Below are 16,044 nucleotides of genomic sequence, written 5' to 3' on the forward strand. Positions count from 1 at the left end.
CGCGCCGGCGCGCGGGAACGGCCGGAATTCGACCCTCCGGGTCATCGGCGTGCCCCGGGCTCCCCCCGGACGGAGCGTGCGGATCGTCTGCGTCGTCACTCATCCCGCTCACCCCTTCCACCCTGGTCCGTACGGGAATCCCCGCGTACCCCGTCCGGACCTGTGGAAGGCCGAGAGCTCAGCAGTCGCACCCGCAGTCACACCCGTCGCAGCAGCCGCCTTCGCCGCAGCAGTTGCAGCCGCTGCAGTCACAGTTGCCGCAGTCGCAGTTGTCACACCACGGCTGCTTCCTCTCCCGGGACCACGGGCCGTCGTGCTCGGTGCAGCACAGCTGGCAGGTGCAGAAGAGCCCGATGGCCACCGCGCAGCCCGCGAGCAGCCCGCGCCGCGGCTTGCGCGGGGGCAGGCCACCGCCGCCACCGGAACCGCCCCAGCCGGGGCCGCCCGGACCGCCCGGACCGCCCGGGCCCATGGGCGGGGCCGTTCCGGGGCCGCCCGGGGCGTAGGGGTTCCCGTTGCCGTAGGGGTGGCCGCCCGCGTACGGGGAGCCCGCGCCGGGGGCACCCGCGCCCGGGGCGTAGCCCTGCGGCGGCGGGCCGAAGCCCTGCCCGGCGGCGTTCATCGCCGTGTGTCCGCAGCTGCCGGTCCCGAAGGCCCGGTCCACCGAGGTGCGCAGCTCGTGCACGAGCAGCCGGTGGGCCAGCCCCGCGTCCGCGAACTCGACCTCGCGCAGGGCGAGCTTGATGCCGTGCAGGGCGTCGTCGCACAGCCTGCGGGCCTCGGCGAGCGAGGTCCCGGTGGCGGTGAGCGGGTTCCAGGCCCCGCAGGCCGCGTCCGCGCCCTGGTCCTCCACCGCGTCCAGCAGGTGCGCGAGCCGCCCGAAGTACCGGCCCGCCTCGGCCAGCGCGGGGGCGTTGCCTGGCCGTCCGGCCAGCTGCGCGGTATGCGCGAAGGCGGCAGCCGTCGCGGTCTCCGTCGGCTCGGTCACCACGAGGACGGACGTGCCGGGTCCGGCCAGCGTCTCGATCCCCTCCTGCCGGTCCACGGCGTCGACGAGCACCGCCGTGTCGAAGCCGAGCGAGGCCCCGGTGCGGGCGCCGGCCCGGTCCCAGCCGCGGGCCACCCGGCGCGCGGCCATGGCTATGGGAGCCCGGGCCAACAGTCCGTCCCGGTCCGCCACGTGGTCGCGCACCTTCGCGGAGGCGAGCACGAGCGAAACGGCCGCGGCCAGCCGCGCGCCCTCGCCGTTGGCGACGGAGGCGGTGCGCATCCCGCGCAGGGGACAGGGGCCCGCGGTGCGTCGCGAGCCGGAGGCGGGCCCGGACTGAGCGTCCGTCAGGACGGAGACGAGCAGCCCGTCGTAGTTCGTGACGATCCGGGCGAACTGTCCGTGGTCACCCCGAAGTGCCAGACACAGCCCGCACAGATGAGCCATCCACTCCGCTTTGAACCGCTCCCCCAGCCGGTGCGTGCAAGGCCTGACGATGCCGAACAAGGTGCTTCCCCCGTGTGTCGTACGCGTGCTTGCCGGGCATCGTATCGACCCGCCTTCTTCACCCGTACGTCCGCATCGCTCACCCGCACGGCGGCAGCAGTCGTATTTTCACTCAGTCAGCAGTGGTAGGCATCAGGATCCTTGACCGTACAACGGATGTTCTGCACCAGTACCGTCACGAAACCCCTGCGCGGTGACTATCCACTTGGCGCGTTGTCAGCATCATGGACGAGCATAGGGGCAGCGGAGAGAAGACAGACTGACCGCGGTGAAAGGAGGCAGTCCATGGGTTCGGTGCGTAAGGCGAGTGCCTGGCTGGGTCTCGTGGAGGACAGCGACGACGAGCGCTACTACGACGACGACTACGCGGAGGCGGCCCCGGGTTCGGTGGCCGGCCCCGGCGAGCAGTGGGTCACCGACCCGCGGGTCAAGGTGGCCTCCGAGTCGGCCGTGGAGCACGGCCGTCGGATCGCGACGGTCACCCCGGACGGTTTCCGTGACGCCCGGGGCATCGGTGAGCTGTTCCGCGACGGGGTCCCGGTGATCGTCAACCTGTCGTCGATGGACCCGGGCGACGCGAAGCGCGTCGTGGACTTCGCGGCCGGACTGACCTTCGGGCTGCGCGGTTCCATCGAGCGGGTGGCGACCAGGGTCTTCCTGTTGACCCCGGCCGACACCCAGATCGTGAGCGGCGAGGCCGGCGGCCGCGCCCGCGACTTCTTCAACCAGAGCTAGGCAGGGCTCTCACCGGAAGGCGTCCAGGCCGGTGAGCGCCTTGCCCAGCACCAGCTGGTGCATTTCGACGGTGCCCTCGTAGGTGAGCACCGATTCGAGGTTGGTGGCGTGCCGCATGACGGGGTATTCGAGGGAGATCCCGTTGGCGCCCAGGATGGTCCGCGCGGTGCGGCAGATCTCGATGGCCTCGCGGACGTTGTTGAGCTTGCCGAAGCTGATCTGCTCCGGCCGCAGGGTGCCCGCGTCCATCCGCCGGCCCAGGTGGTGGGCGAGCAGGATGCCCTTGTGGAGTTCGAGGGCCATGTCCGCCAGTTTGGCCTGGGTGAGCTGGAAGCCGCCGATCGGCCTGCCGAACTGCTCGCGCGTCCGCGCGTAGTCGAGCGCCGACTCGAAGCTGGCGCGCGCCGCGCCCATGGACCCCCAGATGATCCCGTACCGCGCGTGGCTGAGGCAGCCGAGCGGTCCCTTGAGGCCGGTCACCCCCGGCAGCACCGCATCCGCGGGCAGCCGTACGTCGTCCATGACCAGCTCGCTGGTGACGCTGGCCCGCAAGGACCACTTGTGCTTGATCTCGGGCGCGGAGAACCCGGCGGCCTCGGTGGGCACCGCGAAACCGCGGATCCCCTCGTCGGTCTGCGCCCACACCACGGCGACGGAGGCCACCGACCCGTTGGTGATCCACATCTTGCGGCCGTTCAGCACCCAGTCGCCGCCGTCGCGCTTGGCGTAGGTCCGCATGGCGGCGGGGTCCGATCCGACGTCGGGCTCGGTGAGCCCGAAGCAGCCGATCAGCTCACCGGCCGCCATGCCGGGCAGCCAGCGCTGCTTCTGCTCCTCGGAGCCGTACTTCCAGATCGCGTACATGGCCAGCGACCCCTGTACGGAGACGAGCGAGCGGATCCCGGAGTCGGCGGCCTCCAGCTCCAGGCAGGCGAGCCCGTACTGCACGGCGCTGGCACCGGCGCACCCGTAGCCCTGGAGGGACATCCCGAGCGCCCCGATGGCCCCGAGCTCCCGGGCCAGCTCCCGGATCCCGGGCAGCTCACCGCTCTCGTACCACTCGGCGATGTGCGGCAGCACCCGGTCGGCGGCCCAGCTGCGGACGGTGTCCCGGACGGCGAGGTCCTCGGGCCCGAGGAGCTCGTCGAGCCCGAGCGGATCGGTGGGAACGAAGGACACGGGGCCTCCCGGCGGCCTGACAGAACCTAGCGGCGCAAGTTTTACGCCGCACCGCTGACGCTAGCGACCCGACGCCCGCACATCCAGCCCCGCCGGCCACACATCCCGCTCCGCCGGCCACACATCCAGCCCCGCCGGCGTTCGAGGCGCGGGGCCCGGGGCAGCGCCCCGAAATCCAGCCCCGCCGGCGTTTGAGGCGCGGGGTCCGGGGCAGCGCCCCGGCAACGGCGGTCAGCCCGCATGCTCCACGGAAGCCGGAACCGAAGCGGGAACCGAAGCGGGAACGGGAGCCGAAGCCGAAGAAGCCGGGCCCGCCGCAGGCACCCGGCCCGCCTGCGCGGGCAACCGCACCGGCTCGGCCACGCCCACCCCCCCGCACTCCATCACCCGCGGCAGCCTCAGCGCCATCGCGGCCCCCGCGAGCAGCAGCCCCGCACTCACCAGGAGAGTGACGTGCAGCCCGTGCACGAACGACTCCCGCGCGGCGGCGTACAGCGAGGCCCCCGCCGCCCCGCCGAGGTGCGCGGCGATCTGATAGGCCTCGCCCAGAGAATTGGCCGCGCCCGCCGAGTCCGCGGCGGAAACCCCCGGCACGCCCACCAGCCCCGGCCGGTAGGCCGCGTTCATCACGCTGCCCAGCAGGGCGATGCCCATCCCCGCGCCCAGCTGGTACGAGGTCTCGCCGATCGAGGCCGCACCGCCCGCGCTGGCCACCGGCGCCTCGCTCAGCATCGACTCGTACGCCGCGAACAGCGTGGTCTGCAGCCCGAAGCCGAGCAGCACGAAACCGACGGTCAACAGCACCGGCCGGTCCTGCTGGCCCATCAGCGTCAGCAGCAGCACGGCGGAGGCGGTCAGCAGGAAGCCCAGCGACACCATCGTGCGCGGCCCGATCCGGCCCAGCGTGTACGACCCGGTGGCGCCCGCGGCCATGGCGGCGAAGGTCAGCGGCAGCAGCCGCAGCCCGGTCTCCAGCGGGCTCAGGTGCAGCACCAGCTGGAGGTACTGGACGGCGATCAGCTCCAGGCCCACCAGGGCCAGCATGGCGAGCACGATGCAGGCCACGGAGGTGGAGAAGGCGGCGCGGGAGAACATCCGCATGTCGATCAGCGGGTGCTCGCGCCGCCTCTGGCGCCGCACGAACAGTACGAGCAGCACCGCACCGAGCAGGAGCGGGACCACCGCCTGGGCGTCGAGGAGGTGACGTTCGGCGCCGAGGCGCTTGACCCCGAGCACCGACCCGAGGACACCGGCGGCGGCCATCAGCGCGCCGAGCACGTCCCACGGCCCGTCCGAGGCGCCGCGCGACTCCGGCAGCAGCCAGCGTCCCAGTGGCAGGATCAGCGCCATCAGCGGGATGTTGATGAGGAAGACGGAGCCCCACCAGAAGTGCTGGACGAGGAACCCGCCGAGCACCGGCCCGCTCGCGGCGCCGATGGCGGCGACGGCGGTCCAGATGCCGATGGCCAGGGCCCTCTCACGGCGGTCGGGAAACACCTGGCGCAGGATCGACAGGGTCGCCGGCATGATCATCGCGCCGCCGATGCCGAGCAGCGCGCGGGCGGCGATGAGGACCTGGGCGTTGTCGGCCAGGGCCGCCATCGCGGAGGCCGCGCCGAAGAGCCCGTAGCCGAGGAGGAGTACCCGGCGGCGGCCGACCCGGTCGCCGAGGGTGCCGAAGAGGATCAGCAGGGCCGCGCAGACCAGCGGGTAGGCGTCGACGATCCAGAGGAGCTCGATGGAGCCGGGGCGCAGGTCCTCGGTGACGGAGGGGACGGCGACGTGCAGGATCGTCGCGTCGAGGGCGACCAGGACCAGGCTGACGCACAGGACGCCCAGGACGACCCAGCGGTTGTTCCCGCCGGAGGCGGCGCTCAGCCGCTGCCAGGGGGAAGGGGCCTTGACCCCGCCCGCGTTCGTCCCCGACATGCATGTACCTCCCAGGTGATCCCTCGCGCTCGGCGGACCAGCGTCTTCGGAGCCGCGGGGGGTGGTGCGCTGTGCGGCGTCCAACGGGGCCCGGCATCGACACGCGGGTGAACGGTCAGCGTACGCGAGTTCGCTTCTGGGACACGTGGCCAAGCTCTCATCCCGGCCGCGCCCCCGGTGTGGCGTACGCCACTCCCGGCGCTCCGGTCTCAGCCCGCCGTGCACACGCCCTCACGGCGCGTGGTGACAGTCGGCCACCGCCGGTGTCACCACCTGGACCGCCACCCGGGCCACCGCCCCGCGGCACCGATAATCATGCCCGTGAAGGATCTTGGATTTCGCCGGGCCGCGCCCGCGCTGGCGCTCTTCGCGGCGGTCCGGCTGCTCGGGCTGACCGTGCTCGCGGTGTGGGGCGCGGCGGTCGGCAGCAGCCCGCACACGTTGCTGTCGGCGCGCTGGGACTCGCTCTGGTACGCCCGCATCGCCGCGCAGGGGTACGGGTACCAGGTGGTCCTCCCGAACGGGGACGTCCACTCCAACCTGGCCTTCTTCCCCCTCCTGCCGTGGCTGGAGCGGCTGGTGTCGGCGGTGAGCGGGCTCTCCCACGGCTCGGCGGGTCTGGTGGTGTCGGCGCTCGCGGGGCTCGCCGCGGCCTGGGGGATCTTCGCGGTGGCCGATCTGCTCCACGGGCGCCGCACCGGGGTGTTCGCCGTCGGGGTATGGGCGGCGCTGCCGGTCGGGATCGTGCAGTCGATGGCGTACAGCGAGTCGCTGTTCACGGCGCTGGCCGCCTGGGCGCTGTACGGGGCTCTGCGCGGCCGGTGGCTGACGGCGGGGCTGCTCGCGGCCGGGGCGGGGCTGACCCGCCCGGTCGGTGCGGCGGTGGTCGCGGCGGTGTGGGTGGCCGCGGTACTGGCATGGCGGCGCGGGGAACGGTCGTGGCGGACGGCGGCGGGTGCGCTGGTGGCCCCGACGGGCGCGGCGGCGTACGTGCTGTGGGTGGGCGCGCGCACCGGGGGCGGACTGCTCGGGTACCTGGACGTGCAGGCGGGTTGGGGCAACGGCTTCGACGGCGGCTGGGCCTTCGCCCGGTTCATCGGGGCGAAGCTGGCCTCGTCGGCCTTCCTCGCCGGGGCGGGTCTGCTGGCGGGGGTCGTGCTGGTGCTGTGGCTGTACCGCGCGTGCGTGCGCCAGCGGCAGCCGGCGCCGCTGCTCGTGTACGGCGGGATCGTCGTGGCGCTGGCGCTGTGCGCCTCCGGGTACTTCGGCTCCAAGCCCCGGCTGCTGCTGCCCGCCTTCCCGCTGCTGCTGCCGTCGGCGGTGGCGCTGGCCCGGTGGCGGACGGGGCGGGCGGCCCTGGTGCTGGGCGCGGCGGCCCTCGCCTCGGCGGTCTACGGAGCCTTCTGGCTGAACGGCTCGGGACCTCCATAGATCCCCCACGTCACGGAACGGATCATTCCGAACCATCTTTCAGCAAAGGAAATGACCTTCGGCAATATGGCTCGGCTAAGCGCGTGAAACAATTGCCGGGACGGTGATCAAAACCGGCCCAACCGGTGCGGAAATACCGGGAATTAAGTCCCGCATGAGACCAACTCCACATCACATGGTCATCACAAAGCCCGCGATTCGCCCGGGCTGAGCAGCGGCGCGCGGTAACGTCGATTGAGTGCGTACCGACCAAATCCTGACCCGTCTGGAGCGGGTGTTCGCCCGGCTGGACCGGGAACCAGAGCGACCGGCTCATCTGCAAACCCCGCAGATGAGCCGGCACCGCGTCGTACTCCTGGGATCGACCCTCGTCTTCTACCTCGCCATCGTGGTGGCCGTACTGACCACTTCCTGGCTGGTCCGCCTGGACTGGCAGGTCATGTTCTTCCGGCCCTACGAGCAGTGGCCGCAGCTGCACGCCTTCCTCGACTACCTCGTCGTCCTGGGTCAGCGCGGACCCACCGCGGTCATGGTCGCCGCGTGGCTCGGCTGGCGCTCCTGGCGCCAGCACACGCTGCGCCCGCTGATCACCCTCGGCGTGGCGCTGCTGCTGCTCAACATCACCGTCGGGTCCGTCAAGCTCGGCCTGGGACGGCTCGGTCCGCACTACGCCACCGAGATCGGTTCCGCCGAACTCTTCGCCGGCGGCGATATATTCCCTTCCGGCCACACCGCCAACGCCGTGGTGACCTGGGGGATCCTGGCCTATCTGGCCTCCACCGTGGTCACCCGGCGGGTGCTGTCCGTGGTGTCCGCGGTCGTCTCGCTGAGCGTCGGCGCCACCACCGTCTACCTCGGTACCCACTGGGTCAGCGACGTCCTGCTCGGCTGGTCCGCGGGCCTGTTGATCCTGCTGGCCCTCCCCTGGTTCGAGCCGCTCATCGCACGGGCCGAGGCCTACGTCTTCGACCTGCGCGAGCTGCTGCGCCGCCGCGCCGAGACCGGACGGATGCCCGCCCCGGTCGCCACCGCGCTCACCCCGCTGCTCTCCGCGGGCGGCAAGTGGCAGCTGCGGCGCGTCGCCGACTCCACCGGGGAGCCCGCCGCGGCCCCCGCCACGGCCGGCGCCGCCACCGCGCACTCCCCGGCGCCGCGGCCCGCCGCCGTGCACCCCGCCGCGCGGGTGCACCTGATCCGCTCCGAGCGCACCCCGGTGACGCCGGTCGGCAGCCGCCGCCCGGCGCACGCCGAGCGGACCGCCGCCCGCAGCGCCGCGGCCCGTCCGGTGGCCGGCGGCTGACGGCCGCGCCGCGGGGGCGGTACGCACCACCTCACCCCGCGACGTGAAGGCGGGCCGGGTCACTGACCCGGCCCGCCTTCGTCGTCCGTCAGCGCCACGCCCGGACGTTCGTCCGTCCCGGGTCACGCTTGTGTCACAGAATATCTACAACCGCAAAGGGATTCGCGGACCGCGACACGCCCGCCGCTCAGGCGTTTTGGAATTCCCGCCGAGCGCCATGGAATTCGGGCCGGAGATTGCCACGCGGCGTGGACCGGGCCAGCTGAATCCCCCTCAAGCTCGCTACATTTCCTTCACTTCTCCGGGATCCACGGCCCGCCCCAGGAGATCCCGCGCCGCTCTGATCCGGTCGGTCAGCTCCGGCGGCTCGACCACTTCGAACTCACAGCCGAGCAGCATGATGTGAATCACCAGAACGTCCAGGCTCACCGCCCCGGTCCGCAGCAGGCAGCTCTGCCCGTCGACCGGTTCGAGGACCCCGTCGCTCGGCCCGATGATCCGCGCCGCCTCCTGCGCCGACGTCTTCAGCCGCACCACCGCGCGAGCCGCGTACGCCCGCTGGGCCACGCCCTGGGAGACGTACGCCGCGAGGTCCTCGGAGGGCGGCGGGCGCGGGGTGAAGCGCGGTCCGTGCGGCGGCCTGGGCTCGATCCGGTCGGCGCGGAAGGTCCGCCACGCCTCCCGGTCCAGGTCCCAGGCGACCAGGTACCAGCGCCGCTCGGTGCACACCAGGCGGTGCGGCTCGACCGTGCGGCGGGTGGCGATGCCCTCGTGGTCCCGGTACGCGAAGCGCAGCCGCTCGCCGTCCCGGCAGACGGAGGCCAGGTCGGTCAGGACCGAGGGGTCCACGGTGGAGCGCTGGGCTCCGCGCAGCATCGGCACGGTGAACTCGTTGAGCGCGGACACCCTGCGCCGCAGCCGCGACGGCAGCACCTGCTCCAGCTTGGCGAGGGCCCGCACGGACGCCTCCCCGATCCCCTCCACGCCGTTCCCGGCGGCGGTGCGCAGCCCGACCGCGACGGCCACGGCCTCGTCGTCGTCCAGCAGCAGCGGCGGGAGCTCGGCCCCCGCCCCCAGCTGGTAGCCGCCGCCGGTCCCGGGACGGGCGTTGACCGGGTACCCCAGCTCCCGCAGGCGGTCCACGTCGCGCCGGACCGTCCGCGGGGTGACGCCGAGGCGGTCCGCGAGATCGGCCCCGGTCCATTCGCGGTGGGCCTGCAACAAGGACAGCAGGCGCAGCAGTCGTGCGGAGGTGTCGAGCATCCCCCGAGTCTGCCAGCGGGGCAACGGGGTTCAGCGGGGAGGCGACGGAACCGGCACGGGGGCACTGGGCGACACGACCACCGGAACCGGCGCGGCCGACGGAGCCACCGGCACAGGCGTAGGCGTAGGTGAAGGCGAAGGCATCGGCTGCGGCTGCGGCGTCGGGATCACCAGCATCATGCCCACCGCGAGCACCGCGGGCAGCGGACCGATCAGCTCCCGGTTCGCCTCGTACAGCGCCTTCCACCCGCCCCGCACCCGGCGCTTCCGGGCGATCGACACCAGCGTGTCCCCGGCCCGCACCACGTGCATCCGTCCCGCCAGCCCGTACCGCTTGGAGCAGACCGGCCAGGCGTTCCACCCCTGCGCGCCGAGGACGTCCTCGGCGATCCGGATCTGCTGCCCGCGGCCGGCCAGGTCGGCCCGCGGGGCGAAGGCCAGCCCGCCGTGCTCCTCCCACGTCGGCTGCCAGATCTGCAGGCCGCCGTAGAAGCCGTTGCCCGTGTTGATCGCCCACCGCCCGCCGCTCTCGCAGTCGGCCACGCAGTCCCAGGGCCACTCCGCGCCCGGCCCGCAGTCCCCGGGCCCGGTCCCGATGACGCCCGGGGAGCCGGGGTGCGCCGCCCCCGCCGGGCCGGGCGCGGGAGGCGGCGGAGCCGAGGTGGCCGCGCCGCCCGGGGGTGCCAGCGCCAGTACGGCGAGAGCCGCGGACGCGGCCGTGACGCCGGCGGCCCGGCGGATCCGGAGGTGGGGCATCGGGTCACGCTAGGCAGCCGTCCGTCACCCCTCCGGGCCCGCCACGCCGCGGTCACCGCACCCCACCCGGTCGGCCGACCCGTCACCCCTACCGCAAACGGCCACACCCGGCCACAACTGCGCACAACGAGAAAAGAGTTGGTACGAAAAGGAACCTCCGGTCGGACGGTTCACTCGTCCGGGGGCCCGGTTCGAATCCGTTCCCTCCAATGGCGTGACCCCGGCCACCGCTCCCCCGTTGAGCCCGGCGAGCCGGGAGCCCCCCGGCCCCGCCCCTATGCCGAGGAGCCACCCCGTGCCGCGCATGCTCGACGTCAGTGATGAGGTACGTGCCGAGATCGGTGACGAAGAAGCCGACAGGCTGCTCGTCGGCGACGACGCGCCGCGCAGTTACGACTGCACCTCCTGCCGCACCCCCGGCGACCCGGAGAACGACCGCACCAGCACGGTGCTGTTCGTCGGTGAGGAGACCGCCGTCCTCGCCTTCGCCCACGCCGCCTGCATCCCCTCGCAGGTCGTCTCCGTCTCCGAGGAGCAGCTCCAGGGAGCCGTCCGCAGCATCACCGGCGACAGCCCGGCCCCTGACGCGTCGGCCGGCGGCAGCGCCCCGCAGAACGTGCCCGGCGGCCAGGCCGTCCTCGGCATCACCAGCGGCCTGATCCTGATCGGCGGCGAGCTGCACCCCGCGCTGGTCGTCGAGCCGACCGCCCCGATCGCCCGCCCCGGCAGCGACGGCCCCGGCGACGACTTCCTGCCGCTCCTCATCGAGCAGGGGTTCCGGCCGGTCATCGACACGACCGAGCTCCCCACCCTCCTCGGCGGCTGGTCGGTCCTGCTCGCCGCGGGCCAGCTGCACGCCGTACTGCAGCCGGGTACCGAGGGCGGCGGCCAGGTCGCCTGGTGGCAGGCGCACCAGGCGCTGTCGGTCACCGACGGCTGGCGAGCCGCCGTCAACAAGACCCAGCGCGTGCTCATCTACGCCGCCCCGGTGGGCTCCATCGGCCAGCAGCCCCGCGAGGACCTGCTGCGCGACGCGCTGGACAAGGCCGCTGCCGCGGGCAAGCTCGTGGCCGCCGCGATGCCCCTGGCGGGTACGCCCGGCGCCTGAGCCAGCCGACCGGCACCCACGGCCGTCAGCCTCCCGCCGAGGGGGCCGGGCGGCGTGCGCCGGGGGTGTGCGGTCCGTCCCGCACACCCCCGGCGATCTGCGTTTCCGAGCCGGTCACCCCGGTTTCCGCCCCCGTCACCCCGCATCCGCAGGGCGCCGGTTTCGTTGGCTGATACGTGCATTCATACGACTCCTCCCGCGCCCCGTCCTATCCGAGCTCCGTCCCCGCGATGCGCCCCGCACGGGACCGGGACAGCTCTCCGGCCGCCGTCTCGCACACCCCGATCTACGACACGCTGTACTCGGAGTACCTGCGCGCCTTCCGGGCGCTGCCGGGCGACCGCAGCGGCGAGGAGGACCTCGGGTTCACGGCCTTCTCGCACGGGCGCGGGTACGGCGGGGGCGGCTCGTACGACAGCGGCTGGAGCAGCTCCGCCTGGCAGCGGATCGAGGACTGGCAGCCCTCGTACACCCCGCAGCCCGCGTCACAGCCCGCGCCGCAGTCACAGCCGCAGCCGGCGTACTCGTACGCGGGCAACGGCCGTGGATACGCCGACGGGCGGCAGCACCAGACCGGGATGACACACGTCCCGGCGGCCCTGCCGCCCGCTCCGCGCCGGGGCTACTGACCCCGGCGCCTCCGGCGAGTCCGGCTACTTCTTCTTCTTGTACTGGGCGCCGCGCTTCTCGCGCACCCGCACCGAGATGTGGATCGGGGTGCCCTCGAAGCCGAACTCCTCGCGCAGGCGGCGCTCGATGAAGCGCCGGTAGCCGTGCTCCAGGAAGCCGGAGGCGAAGAGGACGAACCGCGGCGGCTTGCTGCCCGCCTGGGTACCGAACAGGATGCGGGGCTGCTTGCCGCCACGGATCGGGTGCGGGTGGGCGGCGACGACCTCACCGAGGAAGGCGTTCAGCCGACCGGTCGGGACACGCGTCTCCCAGCCCGCGAGGGCGGTCTCGATCGCCGGGACCAGCTTCTCCATGTGACGGCCGGTGAGCGCCGAGACGTTCACGCGGGGCGCCCAGGCGACCTGCTGCATCTCGGTCTCGATCTCGCGCTCGAGGTAGTAGCGGCGCTCCTCGTCGAGCTCGTCCCACTTGTTGTAAGCGATCACGATCGCACGGCCCGCTTCGACGGCCATGGTGATGATGCGCTGGTCCTGGACGCTGATCGTCTCGGTGGTGTCGATCAGGATGACCGCCACCTCCGCCTTCTCGACGGCCGCGGCCGTACGCAGGGAGGCGTAGTAGTCGGCGCCCTGCTGGAGGTGGACCTTCTTGCGGATGCCGGCGGTGTCGACGAACTTCCAGGTGATGCCACCGAGCTCGATCAGCTCGTCGACCGGGTCGCGGGTGGTGCCGGCCAGCTCGTTGACGACGACGCGGTCCTCCTTCGCCACCTTGTTGAGCAGCGAGGACTTGCCGACGTTCGGGCGGCCGATCAGCGCGATGCGGCGCGGGCCCCCGGGGGCGGCGGCGCCGAAGGTCTGCTCGGGGGCCTCCGGCAGGGCCTCCAGGACGGCGTCGAGCATGTCGCCGGTACCGCGGCCGTGCAGCGAGGAGACCGGGTGCGGCATGCCGAGGCCCAGGGACCACAGGGACGCCGCGTCGGACTCGCCGCTCTGGCCGTCGACCTTGTTGGCGCACAGGACGACGGGCTTGCCGGCCCTGCGCAGCAGGCGCACGACGGCCTCGTCGGTGTCGGTGGCGCCGACCTTGGCGTCGACGACGAAGACGACCGCGTCGGCGGCCTCGATGGCGTATTCGGCCTGGGCGGCGACGGAGGCGTCGATGCCGAGGACGTCCTGCTCCCAGCCGCCGGTGTCGACGACCTTGAAGCGGCGGCCGGCCCACTGGGCCTCGTAGGTGACGCGGTCGCGGGTGACACCGGGCTTGTCCTCGACGACCGCCTCGCGGCGGCCGATGATCCGGTTCACCAGGGTCGACTTGCCGACGTTCGGGCGGCCGACGACGGCGAGGACGGGCAGCGGGCCGTGACCCGCCTCCTCGATCGCGCCTTCGACTTCCTCAAGGTCGAAGCCCTCTTCCGCGGCGAGCTCCATGAACTCCGCGTACTCGGCATCGCCAAGTGCTCCGTGGTCGTGCTGGTCGTTCATGAAGTCCGTTCCTCGTCGTTCGTGGTGATCGGTGGCACCCGCGCAGCGCGGTTCCACTACTAGGTCAAGTCTCGCTCAGCGCCCGGTGAGGCGCTTGGCTTCGGCCAGGTGGGCGGTCAGCCGGTCCTGGATGCGTACGGTGGCCCCGTCCAGGGCGGTGCGGGTGCGGCGGCCGGTGCCGTCGCCCGCGTCGAAGGCCGAGCCGAAGACGACGTCGACCCGGCTCTTGAGGGCGGGCAGGCCCTTGACGATCCGCCCGCGGGTGTCGCCGCTGCCCAGCACGGCCACCGGCACGATGGGCGCACCGCTGCGGACCGCGAAGTACGCGAGGCCCGCGCGCAGCGAGGCGAAGTCCCCCTCGCCGCGGGTGCCCTCGGGAAAGATCCCCAGGGCCCCTCCGTGGTCGAGCACGGCGAGGGCGCGGCCTATCGCCGTGCGGTCGGGGCCGGCGCGGTCGACCTTGACCTGCCCGATCCCGTCGAGGAAGGGGCCGAGCGGGCCGACGTACGCCTCCTTCTTGATCAGGAAGTGCAGGGGGCGGGGCGCGGTGCCCATGACCATCGGGCCGTCGATGTTGTGCGAGTGGTTCACGGCGAGGATCACGGGGCCCGACACGGGCACCTTCCAGGCCCCCAGAACGCGCGGCTTCCACAGCCCGTACATGAGGCCGATGCCGATGCGCCTGGCGACCGCCGCACCCCTGAGGGAGGGCGCTTCGCTCACTTGCGGCCCGCCCGCTTCTCCTCGACGAGCGTGACCACGCACTCGATGACCTGGTCGAGCGTCAGCTCGGTGGTGTCCACCTCGACGGCGTCGTCCGCCTTGGCCAGCGGGGAGGTCTTGCGGCCGGAGTCGGCCGCGTCGCGCTTGATCAGCGCCTCCTTGGTGGCCGCGAGGTCCGCGGCCTCCTTGCCCCGGAGCTCTCCGCTGCGCCGGGCGGCGCGCGCCTCGGGGGACGCCGTCAGGAAGACCTTGAGGTCGGCGTCGGGCAGGACGGTGGTGCCGATGTCCCGGCCCTCGACGACGATCCCCTCGGCCTCCCGGGCCGCCTCGGCGGCGATGGAGCGCTGGAGCTCGGTGATGAGGGCGCGCACCTCGGGGACGGCGCTGACGGCGCTGACCTTGGCGGTGACCTCCTGGGTCCGGATGGGACCGGAGGCGTCCAGGCCGTCCACGGTGATGGTGGGGGCGGCCGGGTCGGTGCCGGACACGAGGGCGGGCTTGCCCGCGGCGACCGCGACGGCCTGTGGGTCCTCGGTGTCCACGCCGTTGGTGATCATCCACCAGGTGATGGCCCGGTACTGGGCACCGGTGTCCAGGTAGCGCAGCCCGAGCTTGGCGGCCACGGCTTTGGAGGTGCTGGACTTGCCCGTGCCGGAGGGACCGTCGATGGCGACGATCACGGCGGACGGAGCTGCGGTTTCCACGGTGCGGGCACCTTCCTGGTTGCGCGTACGTGTCCGGGCGCGGCAAAGCGCCCCTCCCCAAGGTTACCGGCCCCCGGCGCCCCCGGATCCCGGCCCGCTTTTCACGCCCCGCCGGGGTGGGGGCTGGGGCCGGGGCGGGGCCGCAGGACTACTGCTGGCGCAGCGCCCAGCCGCGCTCCCTGAGCTCCGCGGTCAGGCCGGCCACGGCCCGGGGTTCCACCATCAGCTGCACCAGACCCGCCTGCTGCCCCGTCGCGTGCTCGATCCGCACGTCCTCGATGTTGACCCCCGCCCGTCCCGCGTCGGCGAAGATCCGCGCGAGCTCGCCCGGCTGGTCGGAGATGAGCACCGCCACCGTCTCGTAGACGGTCGGCGCCGCGCCGTGCTTGCCCGGCACCCGCACCCGGCCCGCGTTCCCCCGCCGCAGCACGTCCTCGATGCCGGCCGCCCCGCCCCGCCGCTTCTCCACGTCGCCCGACTCCAGGCCCCGCAGCGCCTCCACGGTCTCCTCCAGGTCGGCGGCGATCCCGGCGAGGACGTCCGCCACCGGCCCCGGATTGGCCGAGAGGATCTCCACCCACATCCGCGGGTCGGAGGCCGCGATCCGGGTCACGTCCCGGATGCCCTGCCCGCACAGCCGCACCGCCGTCTCGTCGGCCTCCTCCAGCCGGGCCGCGACCATGCTGGAGACGAGCTGCGGGGTGTGCGAGACCAGCGCCACGGCCCGGTCGTGCGCGTCCGCGTCCATCACGACGGGTACGGCGCGGCACAGCGCCACCAGTTCCAGCGCGAGGTTGAGCACCTCGTGGTCCGTCTCCCGGGTCGGGGTCAGCACCCAGGGGCGGCCCTCGAAGAGGTCCGCCGTCGCGGCGAGCGGCCCCGACTGCTCCTTGCCCGCCATCGGGTGCGTCCCGATGTACGCGCTGGCGTCCACGTCGAGCGCCGCCAGCTCCCGCCGCGGCCCGCCCTTGACGCTGGCCACGTCCACGTACGCCCGCGCCACCCCGCGCCCGATCAGGTCGGCCAGCGTGGCCGCCACGTGGGCCGGCGGTACGGCGACGATCGCCAGGTCGACCCTGTCCTGCGGCACCTCGTCGGTGCCGGCGCCCAGGGCGGCCGCCGTACGGGCCTGGTCCGGGTCGTGGTCCGCGAGGTGGACGGTGATGCCGCGGGCGGTCAGGGCGAGGGCCGCCGAGGTGCCGATCAGTCCGGTTCCGATGACGACGGCGGTTCTCACGGGGCGCTCCAGGGTTGCGTACGGCACGACGGCGGGACTCCCGCCAGGGTAGCCAGCGCGGGCGGCA

Annotated in this window: 13 protein-coding genes and 1 pseudogene; 5 read left to right on the top strand and 9 right to left on the bottom strand. The window is 73.3% G+C overall.

The annotated features are described in order from the left end of the window. Positions 1-178: 178 nt before the first annotated feature. Complete coding sequence (locus tag AC07DU_RS15795; RefSeq protein ID WP_479111825.1) at positions 179-1,495, bottom strand: DUF5685 family protein; 1,317 nt, start codon at positions 1,493-1,495, stop codon at positions 179-181. A gap of 285 nt (positions 1,496-1,780) precedes the next feature. Between AC07DU_RS15795 and AC07DU_RS15800 the strand changes: the two genes are divergently transcribed. After that, positions 1,781-2,230 carry a cell division protein SepF gene (locus AC07DU_RS15800; protein WP_360887858.1) on the top strand — a complete coding sequence of 150 codons (450 nt, stop codon included), beginning with the start codon at positions 1,781-1,783 and terminating at the stop codon, positions 2,228-2,230. Between the two features lie 9 nt (positions 2,231-2,239). Here AC07DU_RS15800 and AC07DU_RS15805 read toward each other — a convergent pair whose 3' ends face one another. Both AC07DU_RS15805 and AC07DU_RS15810 read right to left on the bottom strand, forming a co-directional pair. Then, entirely contained in the window at positions 2,240-3,409 is a 1,170-nt protein-coding gene (locus tag AC07DU_RS15805; protein ID WP_453373878.1) for an acyl-CoA dehydrogenase family protein, read from the bottom strand. Positions 3,410-3,640: 231 nt separating this feature from the next. Continuing rightward, positions 3,641-5,338: an MFS transporter gene (locus tag AC07DU_RS15810; protein WP_479111827.1), complete on the bottom strand. Its 1,698-nt coding sequence runs from the start codon at positions 5,336-5,338 to the stop codon at positions 3,641-3,643. A 315-nt stretch (positions 5,339-5,653) separates the two neighbouring features. Between AC07DU_RS15810 and AC07DU_RS15815 the strand changes: the two genes are divergently transcribed. Beyond that, positions 5,654-6,769 carry a hypothetical protein gene (locus tag AC07DU_RS15815; RefSeq protein ID WP_479111829.1) on the top strand — a complete coding sequence of 372 codons (1,116 nt, stop codon included), beginning with the start codon at positions 5,654-5,656 and terminating at the stop codon, positions 6,767-6,769. Between the two features lie 238 nt (positions 6,770-7,007). Beyond that, positions 7,008-8,069, top strand: coding sequence for a phosphatase PAP2 family protein (locus AC07DU_RS15820; protein WP_453373881.1), 1,062 nt, complete (start codon positions 7,008-7,010; stop codon positions 8,067-8,069). A gap of 309 nt (positions 8,070-8,378) precedes the next feature. On the opposite strand, the pseudogene AC07DU_RS15825 reads toward AC07DU_RS15820, so the two are convergent. After that, positions 8,379-9,332: pseudogene (locus tag AC07DU_RS15825) on the bottom strand (helix-turn-helix transcriptional regulator); the annotation flags it as partial. Between the two features lie 30 nt (positions 9,333-9,362). Beyond that, positions 9,363-10,088, bottom strand: a complete 726-nt coding sequence (locus tag AC07DU_RS15830; protein WP_479111831.1) for a LysM peptidoglycan-binding domain-containing protein — start codon at positions 10,086-10,088, stop codon at positions 9,363-9,365. Between the two features lie 295 nt (positions 10,089-10,383). Here AC07DU_RS15830 and AC07DU_RS15835 point away from each other — a divergent pair, with 295 nt between their 5' ends. Together AC07DU_RS15835 and AC07DU_RS15840 are read left to right on the top strand one after the other, a co-directional pair. Next, entirely contained in the window at positions 10,384-11,196 is an 813-nt protein-coding gene (locus AC07DU_RS15835; protein WP_360887879.1) for a hypothetical protein, read from the top strand. 230 nt (positions 11,197-11,426) lie between these two features. Then, on the top strand, positions 11,427-11,825 hold the full coding sequence (locus tag AC07DU_RS15840; protein WP_479111833.1) for a hypothetical protein: 399 nt from the start codon (positions 11,427-11,429) through the stop codon (positions 11,823-11,825). Between the two features lie 24 nt (positions 11,826-11,849). On the opposite strand, the gene der is transcribed toward AC07DU_RS15840, so the two are convergent. The 4 genes from der to AC07DU_RS15860 form a co-directional block, all read right to left on the bottom strand. After that, positions 11,850-13,313, bottom strand: coding sequence for a ribosome biogenesis GTPase Der (gene der, locus AC07DU_RS15845; RefSeq protein ID WP_479111834.1), 1,464 nt, complete (start codon positions 13,311-13,313; stop codon positions 11,850-11,852). 75 nt (positions 13,314-13,388) lie between these two features. Further along, entirely contained in the window at positions 13,389-13,976 is a 588-nt protein-coding gene (locus tag AC07DU_RS15850) for a lysophospholipid acyltransferase family protein (RefSeq protein WP_360888013.1), read from the bottom strand. Between the two features lie 56 nt (positions 13,977-14,032). Beyond that, positions 14,033-14,740, bottom strand: a complete 708-nt coding sequence (gene cmk, locus AC07DU_RS15855; RefSeq protein WP_479111836.1) for a (d)CMP kinase — start codon at positions 14,738-14,740, stop codon at positions 14,033-14,035. A gap of 148 nt (positions 14,741-14,888) precedes the next feature. Further along, entirely contained in the window at positions 14,889-15,977 is a 1,089-nt protein-coding gene (locus AC07DU_RS15860) for a prephenate dehydrogenase (RefSeq protein WP_479111838.1), read from the bottom strand. Between the last annotated feature and the right edge of the window lie 67 nt (positions 15,978-16,044).

The organism is Streptomyces sp. NPDC045695 (assembly GCF_056432025.1).

Coding starts and splice junctions, on each gene's coding strand:
- AC07DU_RS15815 (WP_479111829.1), top strand. CDS start 5,654: ATGCCCGTGAAGGATCTTGGATTTCGCCGGGCCGCGCCCGCGCTGGCG.
- AC07DU_RS15850 (WP_360888013.1), bottom strand. CDS start 13,976: ATGTACGGGCTGTGGAAGCCGCGCGTTCTGGGGGCCTGGAAGGTGCCC.
- der (WP_479111834.1), bottom strand. CDS start 13,313: ATGAACGACCAGCACGACCACGGAGCACTTGGCGATGCCGAGTACGCG.
- AC07DU_RS15840 (WP_479111833.1), top strand. CDS start 11,427: ATGCGCCCCGCACGGGACCGGGACAGCTCTCCGGCCGCCGTCTCGCAC.
- AC07DU_RS15810 (WP_479111827.1), bottom strand. CDS start 5,338: ATGTCGGGGACGAACGCGGGCGGGGTCAAGGCCCCTTCCCCCTGGCAG.
- AC07DU_RS15830 (WP_479111831.1), bottom strand. CDS start 10,088: ATGCCCCACCTCCGGATCCGCCGGGCCGCCGGCGTCACGGCCGCGTCC.
- AC07DU_RS15800 (WP_360887858.1), top strand. CDS start 1,781: ATGGGTTCGGTGCGTAAGGCGAGTGCCTGGCTGGGTCTCGTGGAGGAC.